This window comes from Kitasatospora sp. NPDC089797 (genome assembly GCF_040684795.1).
GTDB lineage: Bacteria > Actinomycetota > Actinomycetes > Streptomycetales > Streptomycetaceae > Kitasatospora.
This window is the reverse complement of the sequence record NZ_JBFBGS010000021.1, coordinates 44342-62118: the sequence shown is the minus strand read 5'-3', so window position 1 is coordinate 62118 and position 17777 is coordinate 44342. Positions and strand designations below refer to the sequence as shown.

At 73.6% G+C, this 17777-nt stretch carries 13 protein-coding genes, 1 tRNA gene and 1 riboswitch; of the genes, 3 read left to right on the top strand and 11 right to left on the bottom strand.

Features of this window, described 5'->3' with window-relative positions:
• Positions 1-260: 260 nt before the first annotated feature.
• A complete protein-coding gene (locus AB0O91_RS18635; protein ID WP_363434036.1) occupies positions 261-1568 on the top strand; it encodes a hypothetical protein in 1308 nt (435 codons plus the stop codon).
• Between the two features lie 2 nt (positions 1569-1570).
• On the opposite strand, the gene AB0O91_RS18630 is transcribed toward AB0O91_RS18635, so the two are convergent.
• Together AB0O91_RS18630 and AB0O91_RS18625 are read right to left on the bottom strand one after the other, a co-directional pair.
• Positions 1571-3010 carry an MFS transporter gene (locus AB0O91_RS18630; RefSeq protein WP_363434033.1) on the bottom strand — a complete coding sequence of 480 codons (1440 nt, stop codon included), beginning with the start codon at positions 3008-3010 and terminating at the stop codon, positions 1571-1573.
• A 79-nt stretch (positions 3011-3089) separates the two neighbouring features.
• Positions 3090-3404, bottom strand: a complete 315-nt coding sequence (locus tag AB0O91_RS18625) for an SMR family transporter (protein WP_363434030.1) — start codon at positions 3402-3404, stop codon at positions 3090-3092.
• A gap of 44 nt (positions 3405-3448) precedes the next feature.
• Positions 3449-3515, bottom strand: a riboswitch (guanidine-III (ykkC-III) riboswitch).
• A gap of 84 nt (positions 3516-3599) precedes the next feature.
• Between AB0O91_RS18625 and AB0O91_RS18620 the strand changes: the two genes are divergently transcribed.
• Positions 3600-3671, top strand: a tRNA-Cys gene (locus AB0O91_RS18620).
• Between the two features lie 84 nt (positions 3672-3755).
• Here the strand turns inward: AB0O91_RS18620 and AB0O91_RS18615 are convergent.
• The 6 genes from AB0O91_RS18615 to AB0O91_RS18590 all read right to left on the bottom strand — a co-directional run bounded on the left by AB0O91_RS18615 (position 3756) and on the right by AB0O91_RS18590 (position 11090).
• Positions 3756-6086: a xanthine dehydrogenase family protein molybdopterin-binding subunit gene (locus tag AB0O91_RS18615; RefSeq protein ID WP_363434027.1), complete on the bottom strand. Its 2331-nt coding sequence runs from the start codon at positions 6084-6086 to the stop codon at positions 3756-3758.
• Positions 6083-7264: a 2Fe-2S iron-sulfur cluster-binding protein gene (locus tag AB0O91_RS18610; RefSeq protein WP_363434025.1), complete on the bottom strand. Its 1182-nt coding sequence runs from the start codon at positions 7262-7264 to the stop codon at positions 6083-6085. Before AB0O91_RS18610 ends, AB0O91_RS18615 begins: the two co-directional genes overlap by 4 nt.
• Positions 7261-8127 (bottom strand): FAD binding domain-containing protein, encoded by an 867-nt coding sequence (locus AB0O91_RS18605; RefSeq protein WP_363434279.1) that lies wholly within the window; start codon positions 8125-8127, stop codon positions 7261-7263. Before AB0O91_RS18605 ends, AB0O91_RS18610 begins: the two co-directional genes overlap by 4 nt.
• 318 nt (positions 8128-8445) lie before the next feature.
• Entirely contained in the window at positions 8446-10056 is a 1611-nt protein-coding gene (locus tag AB0O91_RS18600) for a beta-N-acetylhexosaminidase (RefSeq protein WP_363434022.1), read from the bottom strand.
• Between the two features lie 91 nt (positions 10057-10147).
• Positions 10148-10432, bottom strand: a complete 285-nt coding sequence (locus tag AB0O91_RS18595; protein ID WP_350514897.1) for a DUF3039 domain-containing protein — start codon at positions 10430-10432, stop codon at positions 10148-10150.
• 73 nt (positions 10433-10505) lie between these two features.
• Positions 10506-11090, bottom strand: a complete 585-nt coding sequence (locus tag AB0O91_RS18590; protein WP_363434019.1) for a YqgE/AlgH family protein — start codon at positions 11088-11090, stop codon at positions 10506-10508.
• Between the two features lie 309 nt (positions 11091-11399).
• On the opposite strand from AB0O91_RS18590, the gene murA reads away from it, so the two are divergent.
• Positions 11400-12740: a UDP-N-acetylglucosamine 1-carboxyvinyltransferase gene (gene murA / locus AB0O91_RS18585; RefSeq protein WP_350514899.1), complete on the top strand. Its 1341-nt coding sequence runs from the start codon at positions 11400-11402 to the stop codon at positions 12738-12740.
• 84 nt (positions 12741-12824) lie between these two features.
• On the opposite strand, the gene AB0O91_RS18580 is transcribed toward murA, so the two are convergent.
• The 3 genes from AB0O91_RS18580 to AB0O91_RS18570 all read right to left on the bottom strand — a co-directional run bounded on the left by AB0O91_RS18580 (position 12825) and on the right by AB0O91_RS18570 (position 17764).
• The gene (locus tag AB0O91_RS18580) at positions 12825-13106 is read right to left on the bottom strand and encodes an HU family DNA-binding protein (protein WP_030059737.1); all 282 of its coding nucleotides are present in this window, start codon (positions 13104-13106) and stop codon (positions 12825-12827) included.
• A gap of 530 nt (positions 13107-13636) precedes the next feature.
• Positions 13637-15109 carry an NAD-dependent malic enzyme gene (locus AB0O91_RS18575; protein ID WP_363434016.1) on the bottom strand — a complete coding sequence of 491 codons (1473 nt, stop codon included), beginning with the start codon at positions 15107-15109 and terminating at the stop codon, positions 13637-13639.
• 351 nt (positions 15110-15460) lie between these two features.
• The gene (locus tag AB0O91_RS18570) at positions 15461-17764 is read right to left on the bottom strand and encodes a UvrD-helicase domain-containing protein (RefSeq protein ID WP_363434014.1); all 2304 of its coding nucleotides are present in this window, start codon (positions 17762-17764) and stop codon (positions 15461-15463) included.
• Between the last annotated feature and the right edge of the window lie 13 nt (positions 17765-17777).

The following is a 17777-nucleotide window of genomic DNA, read 5'->3' as shown; positions in this document are numbered from 1 at the left end:
GCGTGACGGCCGTGTTCCGCGAGCGGGTGCGGCCGTTCCACCCGTCGAACAGCATCGACGTTCCGTTCCGCCCGTTCGGTTGCGTCAATCGGGCGATCGATCACGACCGTCCGCTGCGCCTCTTCGACCGTTCCGGCCCGCATGCCATGCTGACCCGGTCACGGGCTCCCTCCTCCTCCGGTCGGACCGTACTTCCGCACGCCGCGCCCCCGCAGCACGCCGGCCGGCCGCCAGTCGAACGCCACATGAACGGAGTGACCATGGACGCGCTCTCCCGCCGAACCCTGCTGGCCGCCGGAGCGGCCACCGCCGCCACTCTGGCGGCCGGCTGCGGCACCGACCGGGCCGGCGGGGACGGGGAGCACGCGGCCGGCGGCGCGGCCCCGGCCACCCCGGCGCCCGACGGGCAGGGCGCCACCCCGGCCCCGGCCCCGCAGAAGCCGCAGGTGGTGCCGATCGGCGACGGCTCCACCTCGGACACCGGCCCCCAGCCCCACCAGCCGGTCGTCGAGCGGCTCCAGCCCGGCCAACGGCCCCCGCAATTCGTGGTCTTCTCCTGGGACGGCGCCGGCGAGCTGGACAACGGCCTGTTCGGCCGGTTCCGCCGGCTGGCGCAGGAGCACAACGCCTCGATGACCTTCTTCCTCAGCGGCCTCTACCTGCTGCCGGAGTCGAAGAAGGACCTGTACCGCCCGCCGCAGCACAAGGTCGGCGCCTCCGAGATCGGCTACCTGAGCGACCAGCACATCCACGACACCCTGGAGAACGTGCACGCCGCCTGGCTGGAGGGCCACGAGATCGGCACCCACTTCAACGGCCACTTCTGCGGCTCCACCGGCGTCGGCAAGTGGTCCCCGGAGGAGTGGGACAGCGAGATCCAGCAGGCGATGGACTTCGTCACCAACTGGCGCACCAACACCGGCTTCACCGATCTGCCGGCGCTGCCCTTCGACTACCGCAAGGAGCTGATCGGCAGCCGCACCCCCTGCCTGGAGGGCCAGCGCAACCTGCTGCCCACCGCCGTCAAGCGCGGCTGGCGCTACGACAGCAGCGGCAACGGCACCCAGATCTGGCCGCAGAAGATCCAGGGCGGCGCGCTGTGGGACCTCCCGCTGCAGTCCATCCCCTTCCCCGGGCACACCTTCCAGGTGCTGTCGATGGACTACAACATCATGTTCAACCAGTGCGGCCCCAACACCAAGGCCGACCCGGCCCTCTACCCCGGCTTCCAGACCCAGGCCCGGGACTCCTACCTGATGGGCTTCGACCGCACCTACAACAGCAACCGGGCGCCGTACATCATCGGCAACCACTTCGAGGAGTGGAACGGCGGCATCTACATGAACGCCGTCGAGGACGTGATCAAGGCGATCGCGGACAAGCCGGAGGTCCGGCTGGTCTCCTTCCGGCAGCTGGTGGACTGGCTGGACGCCCAGGACCCGGCAGTGCTGCGCAAGCTGCAGGGCCTCGGCCCGGGCCAGTCCCCGACCGGCGGCTGGGAGGCCTTCCTCGGCACCCCGGCGGCGCCCCCGGCGGCCTCCCCCACCGCCACGGCCGCCGCCGGCTGAGCTCAGTCCGCCGTCCGGACCCGGCCGGAGAGCAGCGCGCCCAGCGCCGCCACCGCGGCCATCACCAGCAGGATCACCGCGAAGGCGCCGGGCGAGCCGTCGGCCCCGGCGCCCTCGTGGGCGGCGGCCAACGAGCCGCCGCCCAGCGCCGCGAACAGCACCCCGGCCAGCCCGGTCAGCAGCACGTTGCCCAGCGCGTCGCTCATCTGCAGCGCGGCCGAGTTGGCCCCGGCGTCCTCCGGTGCGGAGAGCTTCATCATCAGCACGCTGACGCTCGCGACCGTCAGCCCCATCCCGATGCCGCCGACGCCCCAGGCCACCGACGCCGCCCAGGCCGGCACCGCCGGGACCAGCACCAGCGCGGCACCCGCGATCGCCACCGCGGTCAGCACGAAGCCGCCCCGGATCATCGCCCCGCGGTAGCGCTCCGCGCCGGGCCGCCCCTGGAGCCAGGAGCCCAGCGCCCAGGTGAGTCCGCCACTGGTCAGGGTGAGCCCGGACAGCGTCGGCGAGAGCCCCCGCTCGGTGGTCATCATCAGCGGCACGAAGGCCTCGGCCCCGAGGAACGCCCCGGCCGCCAGCCCGCGCAGCAGGATCACCGTGGGCAGCCCGCGCCCGGCCCGCAGGGTCCGCGCGGGCAGCAGCCCCAGCACGGCCGGCACCAGCAGCGCCGCCCCGGCGATCCCGGGCAGCAGCCCGACCGGGTCGTGCCGCTGGCCCGCGTACTGCAGCAGCCCGGCGCCGGCCGCGGCCATCGCGGCCAGCACGGTGCGGCGGCGGTCGAAGTGCGCGCCGCGGAGCACCGGGTGCTCCCGCTCGGAGCGGGCCAGGGCCGGCCCCATCACCGCCAGCGGCAGCAGGATCAGCGCCGGTACGGCCAGGAACACCCAGCGCCAGCCGAGGTGCTGGGTGACCGCCCCGGAGACCAGCGGCCCGACGATCGAGGGCAGCACCCAGGCCGAGGAGAAGGCGGCGAACACGGCCGGCCGCAGCCGCTCCGGGTAGGCCCGGCCGACCACCACGTACAGCGCGACGATCACCAGCCCGCCGCCCAGCCCCTGGATCGCCCGGCCGGCCACGAACACCCACATGCCGGGCGCCGTCCCGGCCACCACCAGGCCCGCCCCGAACACCGCGATGCCGGTGAACAGCGGCTGCAGCGGGCCGCGCCGGTCGCACCACTGGCCGGAGACGACCAGGGCGAAGAGCGTGGTGGTGAAGTAGCCGGAGAAGGCGAAGGCGTACAGCTTGAGGCCGTCCAGCTGGCGGGCCGCGGTCGGCATCGCGGTGTTGACGGCCGTCGCCTCGAAGGCGATCACCAGGACCACCGAGACGATCCCCAGGGTCAGCGCCCGGTAGCGGCCGCTCATGACTCCCCCACCGGGGTCGGATCCGGAGGGTATCGAGGCGGAGTCGACCGAGGTGGGGGAGGCTGTGGTCATACGTAACATCGTAAGTGCCGTACGGCTCGATGACCCCTGACTTATGGTCCGGATCCGCTCCGCCGCAGGGCCTACGACGTCAGTGCAGCACCTTGAGGCCCACCACGCCCGAGACGATCAGCAGCAGGCACCCGATCCGGGCCGCGGTCACCGCGTCGCCCAGGACGGCCATGCCGTAGAGCGCGGTGCCGACCGCGCCGATGCCGACCCAGACCGCGTACCCGGTGCCGATCGGGATGGTGCGCATCGCGTACGCCAGCCCGCCCATGCTGAACAGCAGCGCGACGCCGAAGACGAGACTGGGAACGAGGCGGGAGAAACCCTTGGACGATTCCAGGGCCACCGCCCACACGGTCTCCAGGAGACCCGAGACGATCAGAACGAGCCAAGCCATGACGGCCGTACCTCCGCAGTCCACAGCGGCCGGATTGCCGCTGAACTGCGCCGTCTTGTCGTCACCGGGTACGACGCGCTCGTCCGGGGTGGCGGGGAGGACAACCACCTGTTCTCGACCGTAGCACACATTGCCACACAGAATTTACAGAACACCGTTGACCGCATTCCGGCGGTCCGCCATCCTGAATTCACTGGCCGTGTGCCCGAGTGGCTCAGGGAATCGTCTGCAAAGCGATGTACGCGGGTTCAATTCCCGCCACGGCCTCGAACCGGAATTGCCGGTCGACCTTTCCGGTCGACCGGCAATTCCGCATTCCGTTTCCCGGGACGGCGGGTCCCGGGAAACGGCTCAGGCCGTGACGGCGTCCTCGGCACGGATCGGCAGCCGGCCGACCGGCAGGCCGGTGGCGGCCCGGACGGCCGCGGCGACGGCCGAGGGCGCGACCACCGCGGGCACCGCGCTGACCGCCTTGGCGCCGAAGGTGGCGACCACGTCCCGCTCCTCCAGCAGCGCGGCGATCCGCACCTCCGGGGTGTCCAGCGAGGTGGGCAGCCGGTAGCCGGTGAGCGAGGGGTTGACCTGCACCCCGCCCTCCGTGCGCAGGTCCTCCATCAGCGCCAGGCCCACGCCCTGGGCGACGCCCGCCTCGATCCGGTCCTCGATCTGGCGCGGGTTCAGCGCCCGGCCGACGTCCTGGGCGACGGTCATCTCGACCACCCGGACGGCCCCCAGTTCGATGTCCACGTCCACCACCGCGCGCATCGCGCAGAAGGAGATGGAGACGAAGGCGTCGCCGTGCCCGGACTCGTCCAGCGGCTCGGTCGGGTGCGGGCGGCACTGCGCGGTGGCCCACAGCTCCTTGCCCTCCAGCGCCTCGGCGACCGGCATGCCGAGCACCCCGTCGTAGGAGGTGATCTTGCCGTCGGCGATCTGCAGCAGCTCCACCGACATCCCGAAGTCGGCGGCGATCGGCTGCAGCAGCTGGTGGCGGACCATCAGGGCGGCCCGCTCGACCGCACCGCCGGAGACCCAGGTGTGCCGGCCCCGGGCGGACGGCCCGGCGATCGACTGGTCGCTGTCGGCCGGTGCGATGTAGACCTCGCTGACGCCCAGCACGGTCTGCACGATCTGCCGGGCCAGCGTGGCGAAGCCCTGTCCGGCGTCGACGGCCGCGCAGATCACCGTGGCGTGGTCGCCGCTCACCCGGACGGTCGCGGTGGAGACCTCGTCCTCGCCCTCGGCGCCCAGCATGTGCACCATGCCGACGGCGTAGCCGATCCCGCGCCGCACCGCGGCCGGGTCCCCGGCCCCGCCCGGCCCGCCGGGCAGCAGCCACTCGGCGTCCGGGTCGTCCACCGGCAGGGCCGGCAGCGGCTCGGCGGCGACCGCGTCCAGCAGCGCGCGCACCGGGGCCGGGCAGGTGACGGCCTGTCCGGTGGGCAGCGGATCGCCGGTGGCCATCGCGTTGCGGCGGCGGATCTCCACCGGGTCCACGCCGACCCGGGCGGCCAACTGGTCCAGCTGCGACTCGTACGCGAAGCAGGCCTGCAGCGCGCCCTCACCGCGCATCCGCCCGGCCGGCGGGTTGTTGGTGCGCACCGCCCAGGCGTCCACGAACACGTTCGGGCAGACGTACGGGCCGACCGAGAAGGCCGTCGCGGCGGCCAGCGCCTCGGCGGAGACGTCCGCGTAGGCGCCGCCGTCCAGCAGGATCTGCGCCTCCACCTTCACCAGGTTGCCCTCGGCGTCGGCGTGGTGGCGGTAGCGCAGCAGCGCGGGGTGGCGCGAGGCGTGGGTGTGGAAGGACTCCTCCCGGGTGAGGGTCATCTTCACCGGGCGGCCGGTGCGCAGCGCCAGCAGGGCCAGGGTGACCTGGAAGGAGATGTCCTCGCGGTCGGTGGTGGCGCCCGGCACGCCGGTGACGACCAGTCGGACCCGGTCCGGCTCCAGGCCCAGGCAGGCGGCGGTGCGGTCGCGGTCGCCGTGCGGGTCGGTGGAGGACAGGTGCAGCTCGACGCCGCCGTCCGGGCGCGGCACGGCCAGCCCGGCCTCGGCGCCCAACGGGGCCGGGTCCTGCCGGCCGACCTGGTAGAGGCCCTCGACGACGATCTCGCCGGCCGCGTCCGGGTCCCCGGTGCGCAGCGGCAGGTGGCGGAACAGGTTGCCGTCCGGGTGCAGGGCCGGCGCGGTGAAGGACTGCTCGGGGTCGGTGACGGCCTCCAGCGGCTCGTAGTCGACCGCGATCAGACCGACCGCCAGCCGGGCGGTGTCCGGGTGGTCGGCGGCGACCGCGGCGATCGGCTCGCCGTGGTGGCGGACGACGTCGGCGGCCAGCACCGGCCGGTCGGCGACGATCGGACCGGCCGGGGCGCCGTCCGGGCGGCCGTCCGGGCCGGGCGGCAGGTCGGCGGCGGTGACCACGGCGTGCACCCCGGGCAGGGCGAGCGCGGCCGAGGTGTCGATGCCGCGGATCCGGGCGTGCGGGTGCGGCGAGCGCAGCACCGCGCCCCAGAGCAGGCCCTCGGCCCACAGGTCGGCCGCGTACGGGTAGATGCCGAGCGCCTTGGGCAGGGCGTCGCTGCGCAGCGGGGAGCTGCCCAGGCCGAACGGCTCCGGCGCGGCGCCGCCCTCGCCGCCGTCCTGCTGGAGTGCTGCGCCGATGTCGGTAGGCGACGTCATGATGCGTGGTCGTCCTCGGGGAGCCGGATGCCGTGGGCGGGGGTGGCGCCGTAGGGGACGCCGGTGGTCGGAGCGCCGGCCTCGGCCGGGGCGCCGTGCGGGTCCGCGTACGGGGTGCCGTGCGGGGGCGTGCCGTCGTGGACGGCGCCGGGCAACGGGGTGCCGTGCGCGGGGGTGGGCTCGTAGACCGGGGCGTCGTAGCCGGTGTCGTAGCCGACGTGCTGCTGCCGGCCGTCCGGGTAGCCGGCCGGCACGTAGGTGCCGTGCGCGGGGGTGGCCTGGTACGGCTGCTGCTCCGGGTAGCCCTGCGGCGGGTAGTACACCTGGTCGTCGGTGGCCTGGGCGGGGATACCGGGCTGCATCGCCGTCAGGGCGGAGGTGTCGTACACGCCGGTGTCGTAGCCGCTGTCGCCGTACGACTGTTCGACCATGGCCGGGGCCGGGGTCTCCACCGGGGCGGCGACGGGCTCGGCGGCCGGCTGCGGGACGTGCTCGATCCAGGCCTCGGCGTCGGCGTGGACCGGCGGCTCGACGACCGGCTCCGGCCTCCCGGCCGCGGGCTGCTCGGCCGGAGCGGCCCCGGCGGCCGGTTCGGCGGCGGCCGCGGCGGCCTCCTCCGCCTCCTCGGCCTCCAGCGCACGGGCGTCCGCGACGGTCTGGACGGCGGCCAGCACCCCGCGGTAGCCGGTGCAGCGGCACAGGTTGCCGCACAGCGCCTGGCGGGCCTCGACCTCGGTGGGCCGGTGGTTGCGCTGGAGCAGGTCGTGCACGGCCATCGCCATGCCGGGGGTGCAGTAGCCGCACTGCACGGCGCCGGAGGCGGCCAGCGCCTGCTGGACGTCGCTCGCGCCGCCGGCGGCCGACAGGCCCTCGACGGTGTTGATCTCGCTGTCGGCGGCCAGCGCGGCGGGCACCAGGCAGCCGGCCACCAGCTGGCCGTCGACCTGCACCGAGCAGGCTCCGCACTCGCCCTGCTCGCAGCCGTCCTTGGCGCCGGCCAGGCCGAGCCGCTCGCGCAGCACGTAGAGCAGGCTCTCGCCGATCCAGGCGTCGGTGACGGGCCGTTCGAAACCGTTGACCCGCAGGGTGTAGGAGGCGCACGGGCGCAGCTCCCGGCTGACCTGCGGGCTGAGGCCGAGCGGGTCGGCGTCGAGGGTCTCGATGGGGTCTGTGGTCACTTCAGCGCCCTTCCCAGTGCCCGTCGGGCCAGCACCGATACGGTACGCCGCAGTCGGACGGCGGCCGCGGTCGGCCCCTCGGTCGCGGCCTCCCAGGCGCCCTCGGCGCCGTAGTTGTCGGGGACGCAGGCGGCGGCCACGTACTCGCCGAAGGCGGCGCCCGCGGCCGGGTCGATCTCCCGGCTGCCGTCCCAGTCGATGCAGCCGGCCACCCAGGCCTCGGCCTCCAGCGGGCGCAGCGGCACCGGGGCGACGGCCCCGACGGCGCAGCGCACGGCGCGCCGGGCCGGGTCGAGGACGAGCGCGACCGAGGCGGTGGCGCGGGCCGGGCCGCTGCGGCCGGTGGCCTTGAGGAAGACCTGCGGCGCGTGCAGCAGCGGGACCCGCACCCAGGTGAGCAGCTCGCCGGGGCGCACCGGGTCGAGGCCGGTGAGCAGGTGACCGACCGGCACCTCGCGGCTGCCCCCGGCCCGGGCCAGGGTCGCGGTGGCCTCCAGGGCGGTGAGCACCGGGAGGGTGTCGCCGGCCGGGGCGGCGGTGACGATGTTGCCGCCGAGGGTGCCGACGTTGCGGACCTGCGGCGGGCCGGCGGTGCGGGCGGCGTCGGCGAGGGCGGGGATGAGCGCGGCGAAGTCGGGGCGGTCCATCCGGGCGTGGGTGAGGCCGGCGCCGAGCACGGCGGTGCCGCCGTCCTCGTAGCGCCAGCCGCGCAGTTCGGTGATCCGGCCGAGGCCGACCAGGGCGGCGGGGCGCAGCCGGCCGGCGTTGACGGCCTCCATGAGGTCGGTGGCTCCGGCCACCGGTACCGCGGCCGGGGCGGCGGCCAACGCGTCGACGGCCTCGTCGAGCGAGGCCGGCAGCATGATCGTCCGGTTCACCTGGGTCCCACCGTGCTCCACTTGCTCATCGATCGCCTGCCGCCCGCGGCCGTGGCCGCACTGTCCGCGTCAGCAGCCCGGCCTGGCCGTAGGGTACGGGCGATCGGGCCGGGTTGGGCAACTCTGGCACACAATGCTCGATGATCATTTCGGGACCGGTGAACGGGACTGCCCGATTGGGACGGAATCCGGGCGGTATCTGCCCCGGCCCGTACAGGACCGGAGCAGATGTTCATCTTTTCTTGACGTCAGATGACCGTCCATAAGTTCCCGAAGGACACATCAGCGCACGGCAGCACCGGCTCAGCGCACCGGGGGCGGCCCCTCGATCGGACGCCCCGCCACCCCGGGCCGGCGCTGCCAGGGGTGCGGCCCGGCGGCCGGGCGGTACTCGACGCCGAGCGCGTCCAGCACCGCCAGATGGCCGCCCAGCCGCCGCTCGAAGCCCGCGAAGTCGCGCTCGGCCGGCTCGGCGGGCAGCTCGGACCAGGCGACCTCGGCGAACGCGACCAGCCGGGGGAAGGCCCGGTAGTCGATGTCCCGGGCGCTGTCCATGAACTCGCTCCACAGGTTCGCCTGGGTGCCGATGACGTGCCGGGCGGCGGTCTCGTCCAGCTGCGCCGGGACCGGCTCGAAGCGGTAGACGTCCTCCAGGGTGCGCACGAACCCGACCGGGATCGGCTCGTCCGGCCCGTCCGCCTGCCGGTGGTCGAAGTAGACGTGCTGCTCGGGGCACATCACCACGTCGTGCCCGGCCTTCGCGGCGGCGATCCCGCCGCCGAACCCGCGCCAGGAGGAGACCGCCGCGCCCGGGGCGATGCCGCCCTCCAGGATCTCGTCCCAGCCGATCAGCCGGCGGCCGCGCTCGGCCAGCCAGCGGTCGAAGTGCCGGATCAGGTGGCTCTGCAGCTCGTCCTCGTTGGCCAGGCCCAGCTCGCGGATCCGGGCCTGGGCGGCGGCGCTGTCCTTCCACTGCTCCTTGGGGCACTCGTCGCCGCCCAGGTGCACGAACTCGGACGGGAAGAGCTCCAGGACCTCCTCCAGCACCCCTTCGAAGAAGCGCAGGGTCCCCTCGGAGGCGTTGAGCACGTTGTGGCTCACCCCCCAGTCCGTCCACACGCCCAGCGCGGCGGTGTCCACCACGTCGGTGTTGCCCAGCTCGGGGTAGGCCGCGACGGCGGCCTGGGTGTGGCCGGGCAGGTCGATCTCCGGGACGACGGTGACCCCGCGCTCGGCCGCGTAGGCGACGATCTCGCGCAGGTCGTCCTGGGTGTAGTAGCCGCCGTGCGGGCGGTCGTCGCGGCGCTGCGCGGAGCGGTAGCCGACCATCGAGCGCTCCCGCCAGGCACCGTGGTCGGTCAGCCTCGGGTAGCGCTTGATCTCGATCCGCCAGCCCTGGTCGTCGGTCAGGTGCAGGTGCAGCACGTTGAGCTTGTGCGCGGCCAGCAGGTCGACGAAGCGCAGCAGGTCGGACTTGGGCAGGAAGTGCCGGGCGACGTCCAGCAGCGCGCCGCGCCAGCCGAACCGGGGCGCGTCCGCGATGTCCGCGCCGGGCAGCACCCAGCCGTCCCGGCGCAGCGGGGAACGGCGGTAGGCGTCCGGCCCGAGCAGCTGCCGCAGGGTCTGGGCCGCCCACAGCGCGCCGGCCGGGCCGCCCGCGGCGAGCCGGGCGTGGCCGGGGCGCACCGTGATCCGGTACGCCTCGGCGGCCAGGGTGTCGTCCAGGACCAGTTCGATGCCGCCGCCCGGGCGGCCCGGGCCGAGCGGCAGGCCGGTGGCGGCGGAGAGCGTGCCGCGCAGCCACCGTTCGGCATCGGCCAGCCCGGGCGGAGCGGTCAGCGTGGTGGTGGCGTCGAGCGGGAAGTCCTCGTCCGGGCGCCGGACGGCACTCGAAGGTGCGGGAATGAGGTCCATTCCGACATCCTGCCCAGGCCCGGACCGATTGGCATAGACCACTTCGGAAACGCGGTGCTATGCAAAACGGCGTTCCGCGGACCGCGGCGGACTACTTGCCGCCGTTGTCCCCGTCGCCGCCCTGCGGCTTGCCGATGCCGTCGTAGATCTCCTTGCACATCGGGCAGACCGGGTACTTCTTCGGGTCGCGCCCGGGCACCCACACCTTGCCGCACAGCGCCACCACCGGGGACCCGGAGAGCGCGCTCTCCATGATCTTGTCCTTCTGGACGTAGTGCGCGAAGCGCTCGTGGTCGCCGTCCCCGTTGGACACCTGCGGGACGGGCTCGACCAGGGTGCCGGTGCCGAGGCCGCGCTCGGGCTCAAGAGTGCTCATAGGTGCCAAGTCTATGGGCGCCCCGGGAAACCGGGCCAGTGTCGCGCGGCGGCCCGGGGTCGCGGGGCGCCGCTCAGTTCATCGTGGGGTCGTCCGGATAGGTCGCCAGCAGGGCCAGCGGACCGCGCTGGCGGCGCAGTACGGAGCGCCACAGCCGCTCCGGCTCGGGGCTGGAGACGTCCCCGGGCTCGCAGTCCACCAGGTACCAGGCACCGCTCTCCAGCTCCGCCTCCAGCTGGCCCGGCGACCAGCCGGCGTACCCGGCGAAGATCCGCAGGCTGCCCAGCTCCCCGGCCAGCACCTCGGGCGGCGCCTCCAGGTCCACCAGGCCGATCGCGCCGTGCACCCGCCGCCAGCCGAGCGGCTCGCCGCTGCCCGGCTCCCCCGGCGCGACCGCCAGGCCGAGCGCCGAGTCCAGCGCCACCGGCCCGCCCTGGAACACCACCGCGGGCTGCCCGACCAGTCGGCCCCAGCCGTCCAGCACGCTGCCCACCTCGACCGGGGTCGGTCTGTTGAGCACCACGCCGAGCGCCCCCTCGACGTCGTGGTCGAGGAGCAGCACCACCGCCCGGGCGAAGTTCGGGTCGGTGAGCACGGGCGTCGCGACGAGCAGACGGCCGGTGTGGGACCGGCCTCCGTGCGAATGGGCCGCCGTCATGCCACACATGATCCCGCAGAACGGCACCGGTCGGACACCGCAACACCCGAAACCGCGCCACGCCGGGCGAACACCCGTACGGCCGTACCGGCGGGCGTGATCGGGACCGGAGAGAGCACCATCACGGGAGAGGGCTCACGGGAACCATCGGCACGCCTACTACCATCTACGGATGGTGGACGCCCCTCTACGGTGCCGACTCGGATTCTCCGGGGGCCCGAACGCGCCCGTACACCTGTCACACCGGTCCACCACCGGCTCCGCCCCGGAGCCCTTCCCACTCCTCTGGCACCCCGGATTGCGAGAACGATGACCGACGACGTCCTGCTGGTCCACGGCGGAAACCCGCTCGAAGGCGAGATCCGCGTCCGCGGTGCGAAGAACCTGGTCCCCAAGGCCATGGTCGCCGCCCTCCTCGGCCAGGGCCCCAGCAGACTGCGCAACGTCCCGGACATCCGCGACGTCAAGGTGGTCCGCGGCCTGCTGCAGCTGCACGGTGTGACCGTGCGCACCGGCGACGAGGACGGCGAGCTGATCCTCGACCCCTCCCACGTGGAGAGCGCCAACGTCGCGGACATCGACGCCCACGCCGGCTCCTCCCGGATCCCGATCCTGTTCTGCGGCCCGCTGCTGCACCGCCTCGGCCACGCCTTCATCCCGGGCCTGGGCGGCTGCGACATCGGCGGCCGTCCGGTCGACTTCCACTTCGAGGTGCTGCGCCAGTTCGGCGCCACCATCGAGAAGCACCCGCAGGGCACCTACCTGGTCGCCCCGCAGCGCCTGCGCGGCACCAAGATCGAGCTGCCCTACCCCTCGGTCGGCGCGACCGAGCAGGTGCTGCTGACCGCCGTCCTCGCCGAGGGCGTCACCGAGCTGCGCAACGCGGCCATCGAGCCGGAGATCGTCGACCTGATCTGCGTGCTGCAGAAGATGGGCGCGATCATCACCCTGGGCACCGACCGCACCATCCTGATCACCGGTGTGGACGAGCTGAACGGCTACACCCACCGGGCCCTGCCGGACCGCCTGGAGGCCGCCTCCTGGGCCTGCGCGGCGCTCGCCACCAAGGGCGACATCTACGTCCGCGGCGCCCGCCAGCTCGAGATGATGACCTTCCTCAACACCTTCCGGAAGGTCGGCGGCGCCTTCGAGGTGGAGGACGAGGGCATCCGCTTCTGGCACCCGGGCGGCGAGCTCAAGGCGATCGCCCTGGAGACCGACGTGCACCCGGGCTTCCAGACCGACTGGCAGCAGCCGCTGGTGGTCGCGCTGACCCAGGCCACCGGCCTGTCCATCGTCCACGAGACGGTGTACGAGTCGCGGCTGGGCTTCACCGGCGCGCTCAACCAGATGGGCGCACACATCCAGCTCTACCGCGAGTGCCTGGGCGCCACCCCGTGCCGCTTCGGCGCCCGCAACTTCCTGCACTCCGCGGTCGTCTCCGGCCCGTCCAAGCTGATGGGCGCCGAGCTGGTCATCCCGGACCTGCGCGGCGGCTTCTCGTACCTGATCGCGGCGCTGGCGGCCGAGGGCACCTCGACCGTGCACGGCATCGACCTGATCAACCGCGGCTACGAGAACTTCATGGACAAGCTGCGGGACCTCGGCGCCCACGTCGAGCTGCCCAGCGAGCAGCTGGTCGACGCGTAGGAACGTCGGCCGAGCGGCCGCACGCACGGCGAGAGGCCGGGCTCCCCGCGGGGAGCCCGGCCTCTCGGGCGTTCAAGGGGTGGTTCAGGCGCCCTTGGCGGCTTCCTTCAGCTTGGAGCCGGCGCTCACCTTGGCGCTGTAGCCGGCCGCGATCTGGATCGGCTCGCCGGTCTGCGGGTTGCGGGCGGTGCGAGCAGCGCGGTGGGTGCGCTCGAAGGTCAGGAAACCGGGGATGGTGACCTTCTCGTCGCCCTTGGCGACGACCTCGCCGACGATCTCGGCGAAGGCGGCCAGAACGGCGTCGGCGTCCTTGCGGGTCACCTCGGCGCGCTCGGACAGCGCGGCCACCAGCTCACTGCGGTTCATGTGTACTCCTGTGGTCTGTTCGCTTGCGGTGTGCGGGGGCCCATCGGTGCTCCCACCGGGGGGCACCCGGATGGGCCGCAGGTCCGCACACTGTGCTCATGCAGGCATTGCGTGGTCGCCGGCCGGGCTCGAACCCGATGCCGCGCGCCGGAGCCGTCGAAGAGGCCCGCCGCCTGCCTGGGAACGAATCCTGCCCCGACCTGCCCCGAGAAAGCCAATCGGGCCCCGGCCGCGCCACCCGAACATCGCCCGCCCGTTGGAGGTGTGACGCTCCGTCGGCTCCGGCGGACCGGGCGCGGGCGGCGGTCGGGACGACGCGCCGGAAGACCAGGGGGACGTTCCGTACTTGTCGGACACGCCTGCCCCGTGCAGGGCTACCGTACGCCCTAGGCACGACAAGCCCAAACACGCCCCTCGCCCTTGTGTCGCAAGGGTTCGGGGCGGGCTTGGGTGGGTATGGCCGTCAATCGGACGTTTGAGCGATCAGCGGGGCGCCGTCGGACCACCCCGACGGCGCCGGGCGGCGCCCCTCAGAGCTTGACGACGGGGAACGCGGCGGTGTCCAGGGTGCCGACGATGCCGGGGGTCGGACGGGCCGGGGCGGCGGGCTCCTGGGCGTCCGCCAGGGCCGCCTCGCGCACCGCGGCGGCGACGGTCTTGGCCACGTCCTTGTTGAAGACGCTCGGGATGATGTAGTTGGCGTTCAGCTCGTCGTCGCCGACGGTGGTGGCCAGCGCCCGGGCCGCGGCGATCATCATCTCGGTGTTGACCGTGCGGCTCTGGGCGTCCAGCAGGCCGCGGAAGACACCCGGGAAGACCAACACGTTGTTGATCTGATTGGGGAAGTCGCTGCGACCGGTGGCGACCACGGCGGCGGTGTGCCGGGCCACCCCCGGGTCGACCTCAGGGTCCGGGTTGGCCAGTGCGAAGACGATCGCCTGGTCCGCCATGGTGGCCAGGTCGTCGCCGTCCAGGACGTTCGGGGCCGAGACGCCGATGAAGACGTCCGCGTCCGCCACGGCCTCCTTGAGGCTGCCGGTGCGGCCCGAGCGGTTGGTGTGCTCGGCGATCCAGCGCAGGCTGTCGTTGAGGTCCTCCCGGCCCTGGTGGACCACGCCGTGCACGTCCGCGACGGTGGCGTGCTCGACACCGGCGGCCAGCAGCAGCTTGAGGATCGCCGTCCCGGCGGCGCCGGCGCCCGACATCACCACCCGGATGTCGCCGATCTCCTTGCCGACCACCTTCAGCGCGTTGGTGAGGGCGGCCAGCACCACGATCGCGGTGCCGTGCTGGTCGTCGTGGAAGACCGGGATGTCCAGGGCCTCGCGCAGCCGGGCCTCGATCTCGAAGCAGCGCGGCGCGGAGATGTCCTCCAGGTTGATGCCCGCGAAGCCGGGGGCGATCGCCTTGACGATGGCGACGATCTCGTCGCTGTCCTGGGTGTCCAGGCAGATCGGCCAGGCGTCGATCCCGGCGAAGCGCTTGAACAGGGCCGCCTTGCCCTCCATCACGGGCAGCGCGGCGGCCGGGCCGATGTTGCCCAGGCCGAGCACGGCCGAGCCGTCGGTGACCACCGCGACGCTGTTGCGCTTGATGGTCAGGCGGCGGGCGTCCTCGGGGTTCTCGGCGATCGCCATGCAGACCCGGGCCACGCCCGGGGTGTAGATCATGCTGAGGTCGTCACGGTTGCGGATCGGCAGCTTCGAGGACATCTCGATCTTGCCGCCGAGGTGCATCAGGAAGGTGCGGTCCGAGACCTTGCCGATCGACACGCCGTCGATCGTCCGCAGCTTCTCGACGATCTCCTCGCCGTGCGCCACCGACGAGGCCGCCACGGTCACGTCGATCCGCAGCGCCTCCAGGCCGGAAGCGGTGACGTCGAGACCGGTCACCGATCCGCCGGAGGACTCCACGGCCGTGGTGATCGCACTGACCGCGTTGCCGCGGGCCGGGACCTCCAGACGCACCGTGATCGAGTTGGAGACACTGGGCACCGTCGCCATCGACGCTTCCTTCTTCCGTCTGTCCCGCAGGCTCAACATTTTGTTGAAGGCATCGCCTGCGCATGCTAGACCTCGATCGTCGCACCTTCCAAGGGCTTGCCAGAAATAACGTTCATTGAGTGTGCGGACCCGACAACCCGGCCCGATCGCCCGCAGTCTCCGCCCGCGCACTCCTTGCCTCTCCCGGCCGATGCGTTACATTGGACAGGCACCGGCTCGATCCAAGCCCCCGGGCCCAACCTTCGTCCCTCAGAGGGACCACTTGCCGCGAGGCGAGCATGGCGGGTCGGTGTACTAAACGTCCGAAGGCCCCTCACCACCGGTGAGGGGCCTTCGTCGTGGGCGGGCGGGTCAGCCGTGCAGCAGCGCGGGCACCCCGGCCGCGTCCGGCAGGTCGTCAGGACCGGACAGCACGGTCAGCCGCTGGGTCGCCCGGGTGAGCGCCACGTACAGCACCCGCAGACCGGCCTCCGACTCGCCGGCGATGCCGGTCGGGTCGGCGACCACCGTCGCGTCGTACTCCAGGCCCTTGGCCTCCAGGCTGCCCAGCGCCACCACGCGGCCGCCCAGGCCCTCGGCCCAGCCGGCCGCCTCGGCCCGGCGGTCCATCGGCACCACGATCGCCACGGTGCCGTCCACCTCGCCCAGCAGCCGCTCCAGCTCGGCCCGGGCCCCCCGGCCGAAGGCCTCCGGGCCCGGCTCGGTGACCGCCGCGAAGCGCGGCTCGACGCCGACCCGGCGCACCGCGCTCGGCGACGGCGTGCCCGGCGCGGCCAGCGCCAGCACCTTGGCCGCGACCTCGGCGATCTCGGCCGGGTTGCGGTAGTTGACGGTCAGCGTGAAGCGGCGGCGCGGCTTGCCGGCCAGCACCTCGTCCATCGCCGCCTGGGCCTCCTGCGGGAACGGCCAGGAGGACTGCGCCGGGTCGCCGACGATCGTCCAGGTGGCCATCCGGGAGCGGCGGCCGATCATCCGCCACTGCATCGGGGTGAGGTCCTGGGCCTCGTCCACGATGACGTGCGCGTACTCCTTGCGCTCGACCGGCAGGCGGTCCCGCTGACGGGAGTTGCGGTCGGCGAAGGTGGTGACCTCGTCCAGGCCGCTCAGCAGGTCCACCGCGTCCACCTCGCGGACCTTCGGGCGGGCCGGCTCGCCGAGCAGCAGCTGCAGCTCGTCCACCAGCGCCACGTCGTGCGCCGACAGCTCGCCCTCGCCGTCCGCCGACAGGTGGCGCCAGGAGCCGGCCAGCAGCCGGGCCTCGTCCGGGGTGACGGCGCGGCGGGCGATCCGGTTGGTGTGCCGGGGGTGCTTGAGCGTGCCGAGCACCCGGCGCGGGGTCAGCGGCGGCCACCAGGCGTCCAGGAAGTCCAGGAAGGACGCCTCGTCCGAGACGTACTCGTCGAAGGACTCCTTCTCCTCCTGGCGCTGCTCCCGGGCGTAGTGGTCGGCGGGCCTCGGGAGGTGCCGGGTGGCCTCCTGCCACAGGGCGTCCAGCAGCAGCCGGCGGGCGCGCGGGCGCAGCAGGTTCAGCGGGGTGCCGCCGGAGCCCACCACGTTGCCGCGGACGGCCTTCAGCCGGCCCGCGTCCAGCTTCAGCACCTCGCCGCGGGCGACCACCTTGAGCTCCTGCGGTGCGCGCAGCTCCAGCGCCGCCCGGGCGGCCCGGCGCAGCAGCTGCACCATCCGGGCCGAACCCTTGACCCGGGCCGCCTCCGGGGTGTCGTAGGTCCCCGCCTCGACGCCGTCCACCAGCGAGCCGACCGCGCGGATGGCGACCTGCCCCTCCTCGCCGAGCGAGGGCAGCACGCCCTCGGTGTACGAGACCAGCAGCGGGGTGGGCGAGACCACCAGGATGCCCCCGGCGTAGCGGCGGCGGTCCTGGTAGAGCAGGTACGCGGCGCGGTGCAGGGCGACGGCGGTCTTGCCGGTGCCCGGGCCGCCGGTGACGAGCGTGGCCCCGGCCGCGGCGGCCCGGATCACCTCGTCCTGCTCCTTCTGGATCGAGGAGACGATGTCCCGCATCGAGTGGCTGCGGGCGCGGCCGAGGGAGGCCATCAGCGCGCCGTCGCCGACCACGGCCAGTTCCTCGCCGCCCAGGGTCGGGGTGAGGTCGGGGCGCAGCAGGTCGTCCTCGACGCCGATCACCTTGCGGCCCTTGGAGCGGATCACCCGGCGGCGGATCACCCGACCGGGCTCCACCGGGGTGGCGCGGTAGAACGGTGCCGCGGCGGGGGCCCGCCAGTCGATCACCAGCGGGCCGTACTCGGCGTCCAGGACGCCCAACCGACCGATGTGGAGGGTCTCGGCGACGGCCGGGTCGGCCGGGTCGAGCGGGGTGTCGGAGGGGATGCCGTGCTCCTCCGGGGCGTCCGCCCGCTGGAGGTCGATCCGGCCGAAGAGGAAGTCCTCGAACTCGTTGTTGAGCCGTTGGAGGTGCGCGCCGGCCCGGTAGACCTGGGCGTCGCGCTCGGCGAGCGCGCCGGGAGTACCCACCTGGACCCGCTTGGCGGCGTCCTCCAGGATGTACTCGGCCTCGGCGAGCTTCTCCTCCAGCCGGTGGTAGACGGTGTCGAGGTGCTGCTGCTCACCGGCGATCTCGCGCTCGCGGACGCTCTCGTGATCGGGGGTGGGGGTGGTGTCCGTGTTGCTCTGCATGGCCTCGGGGGTT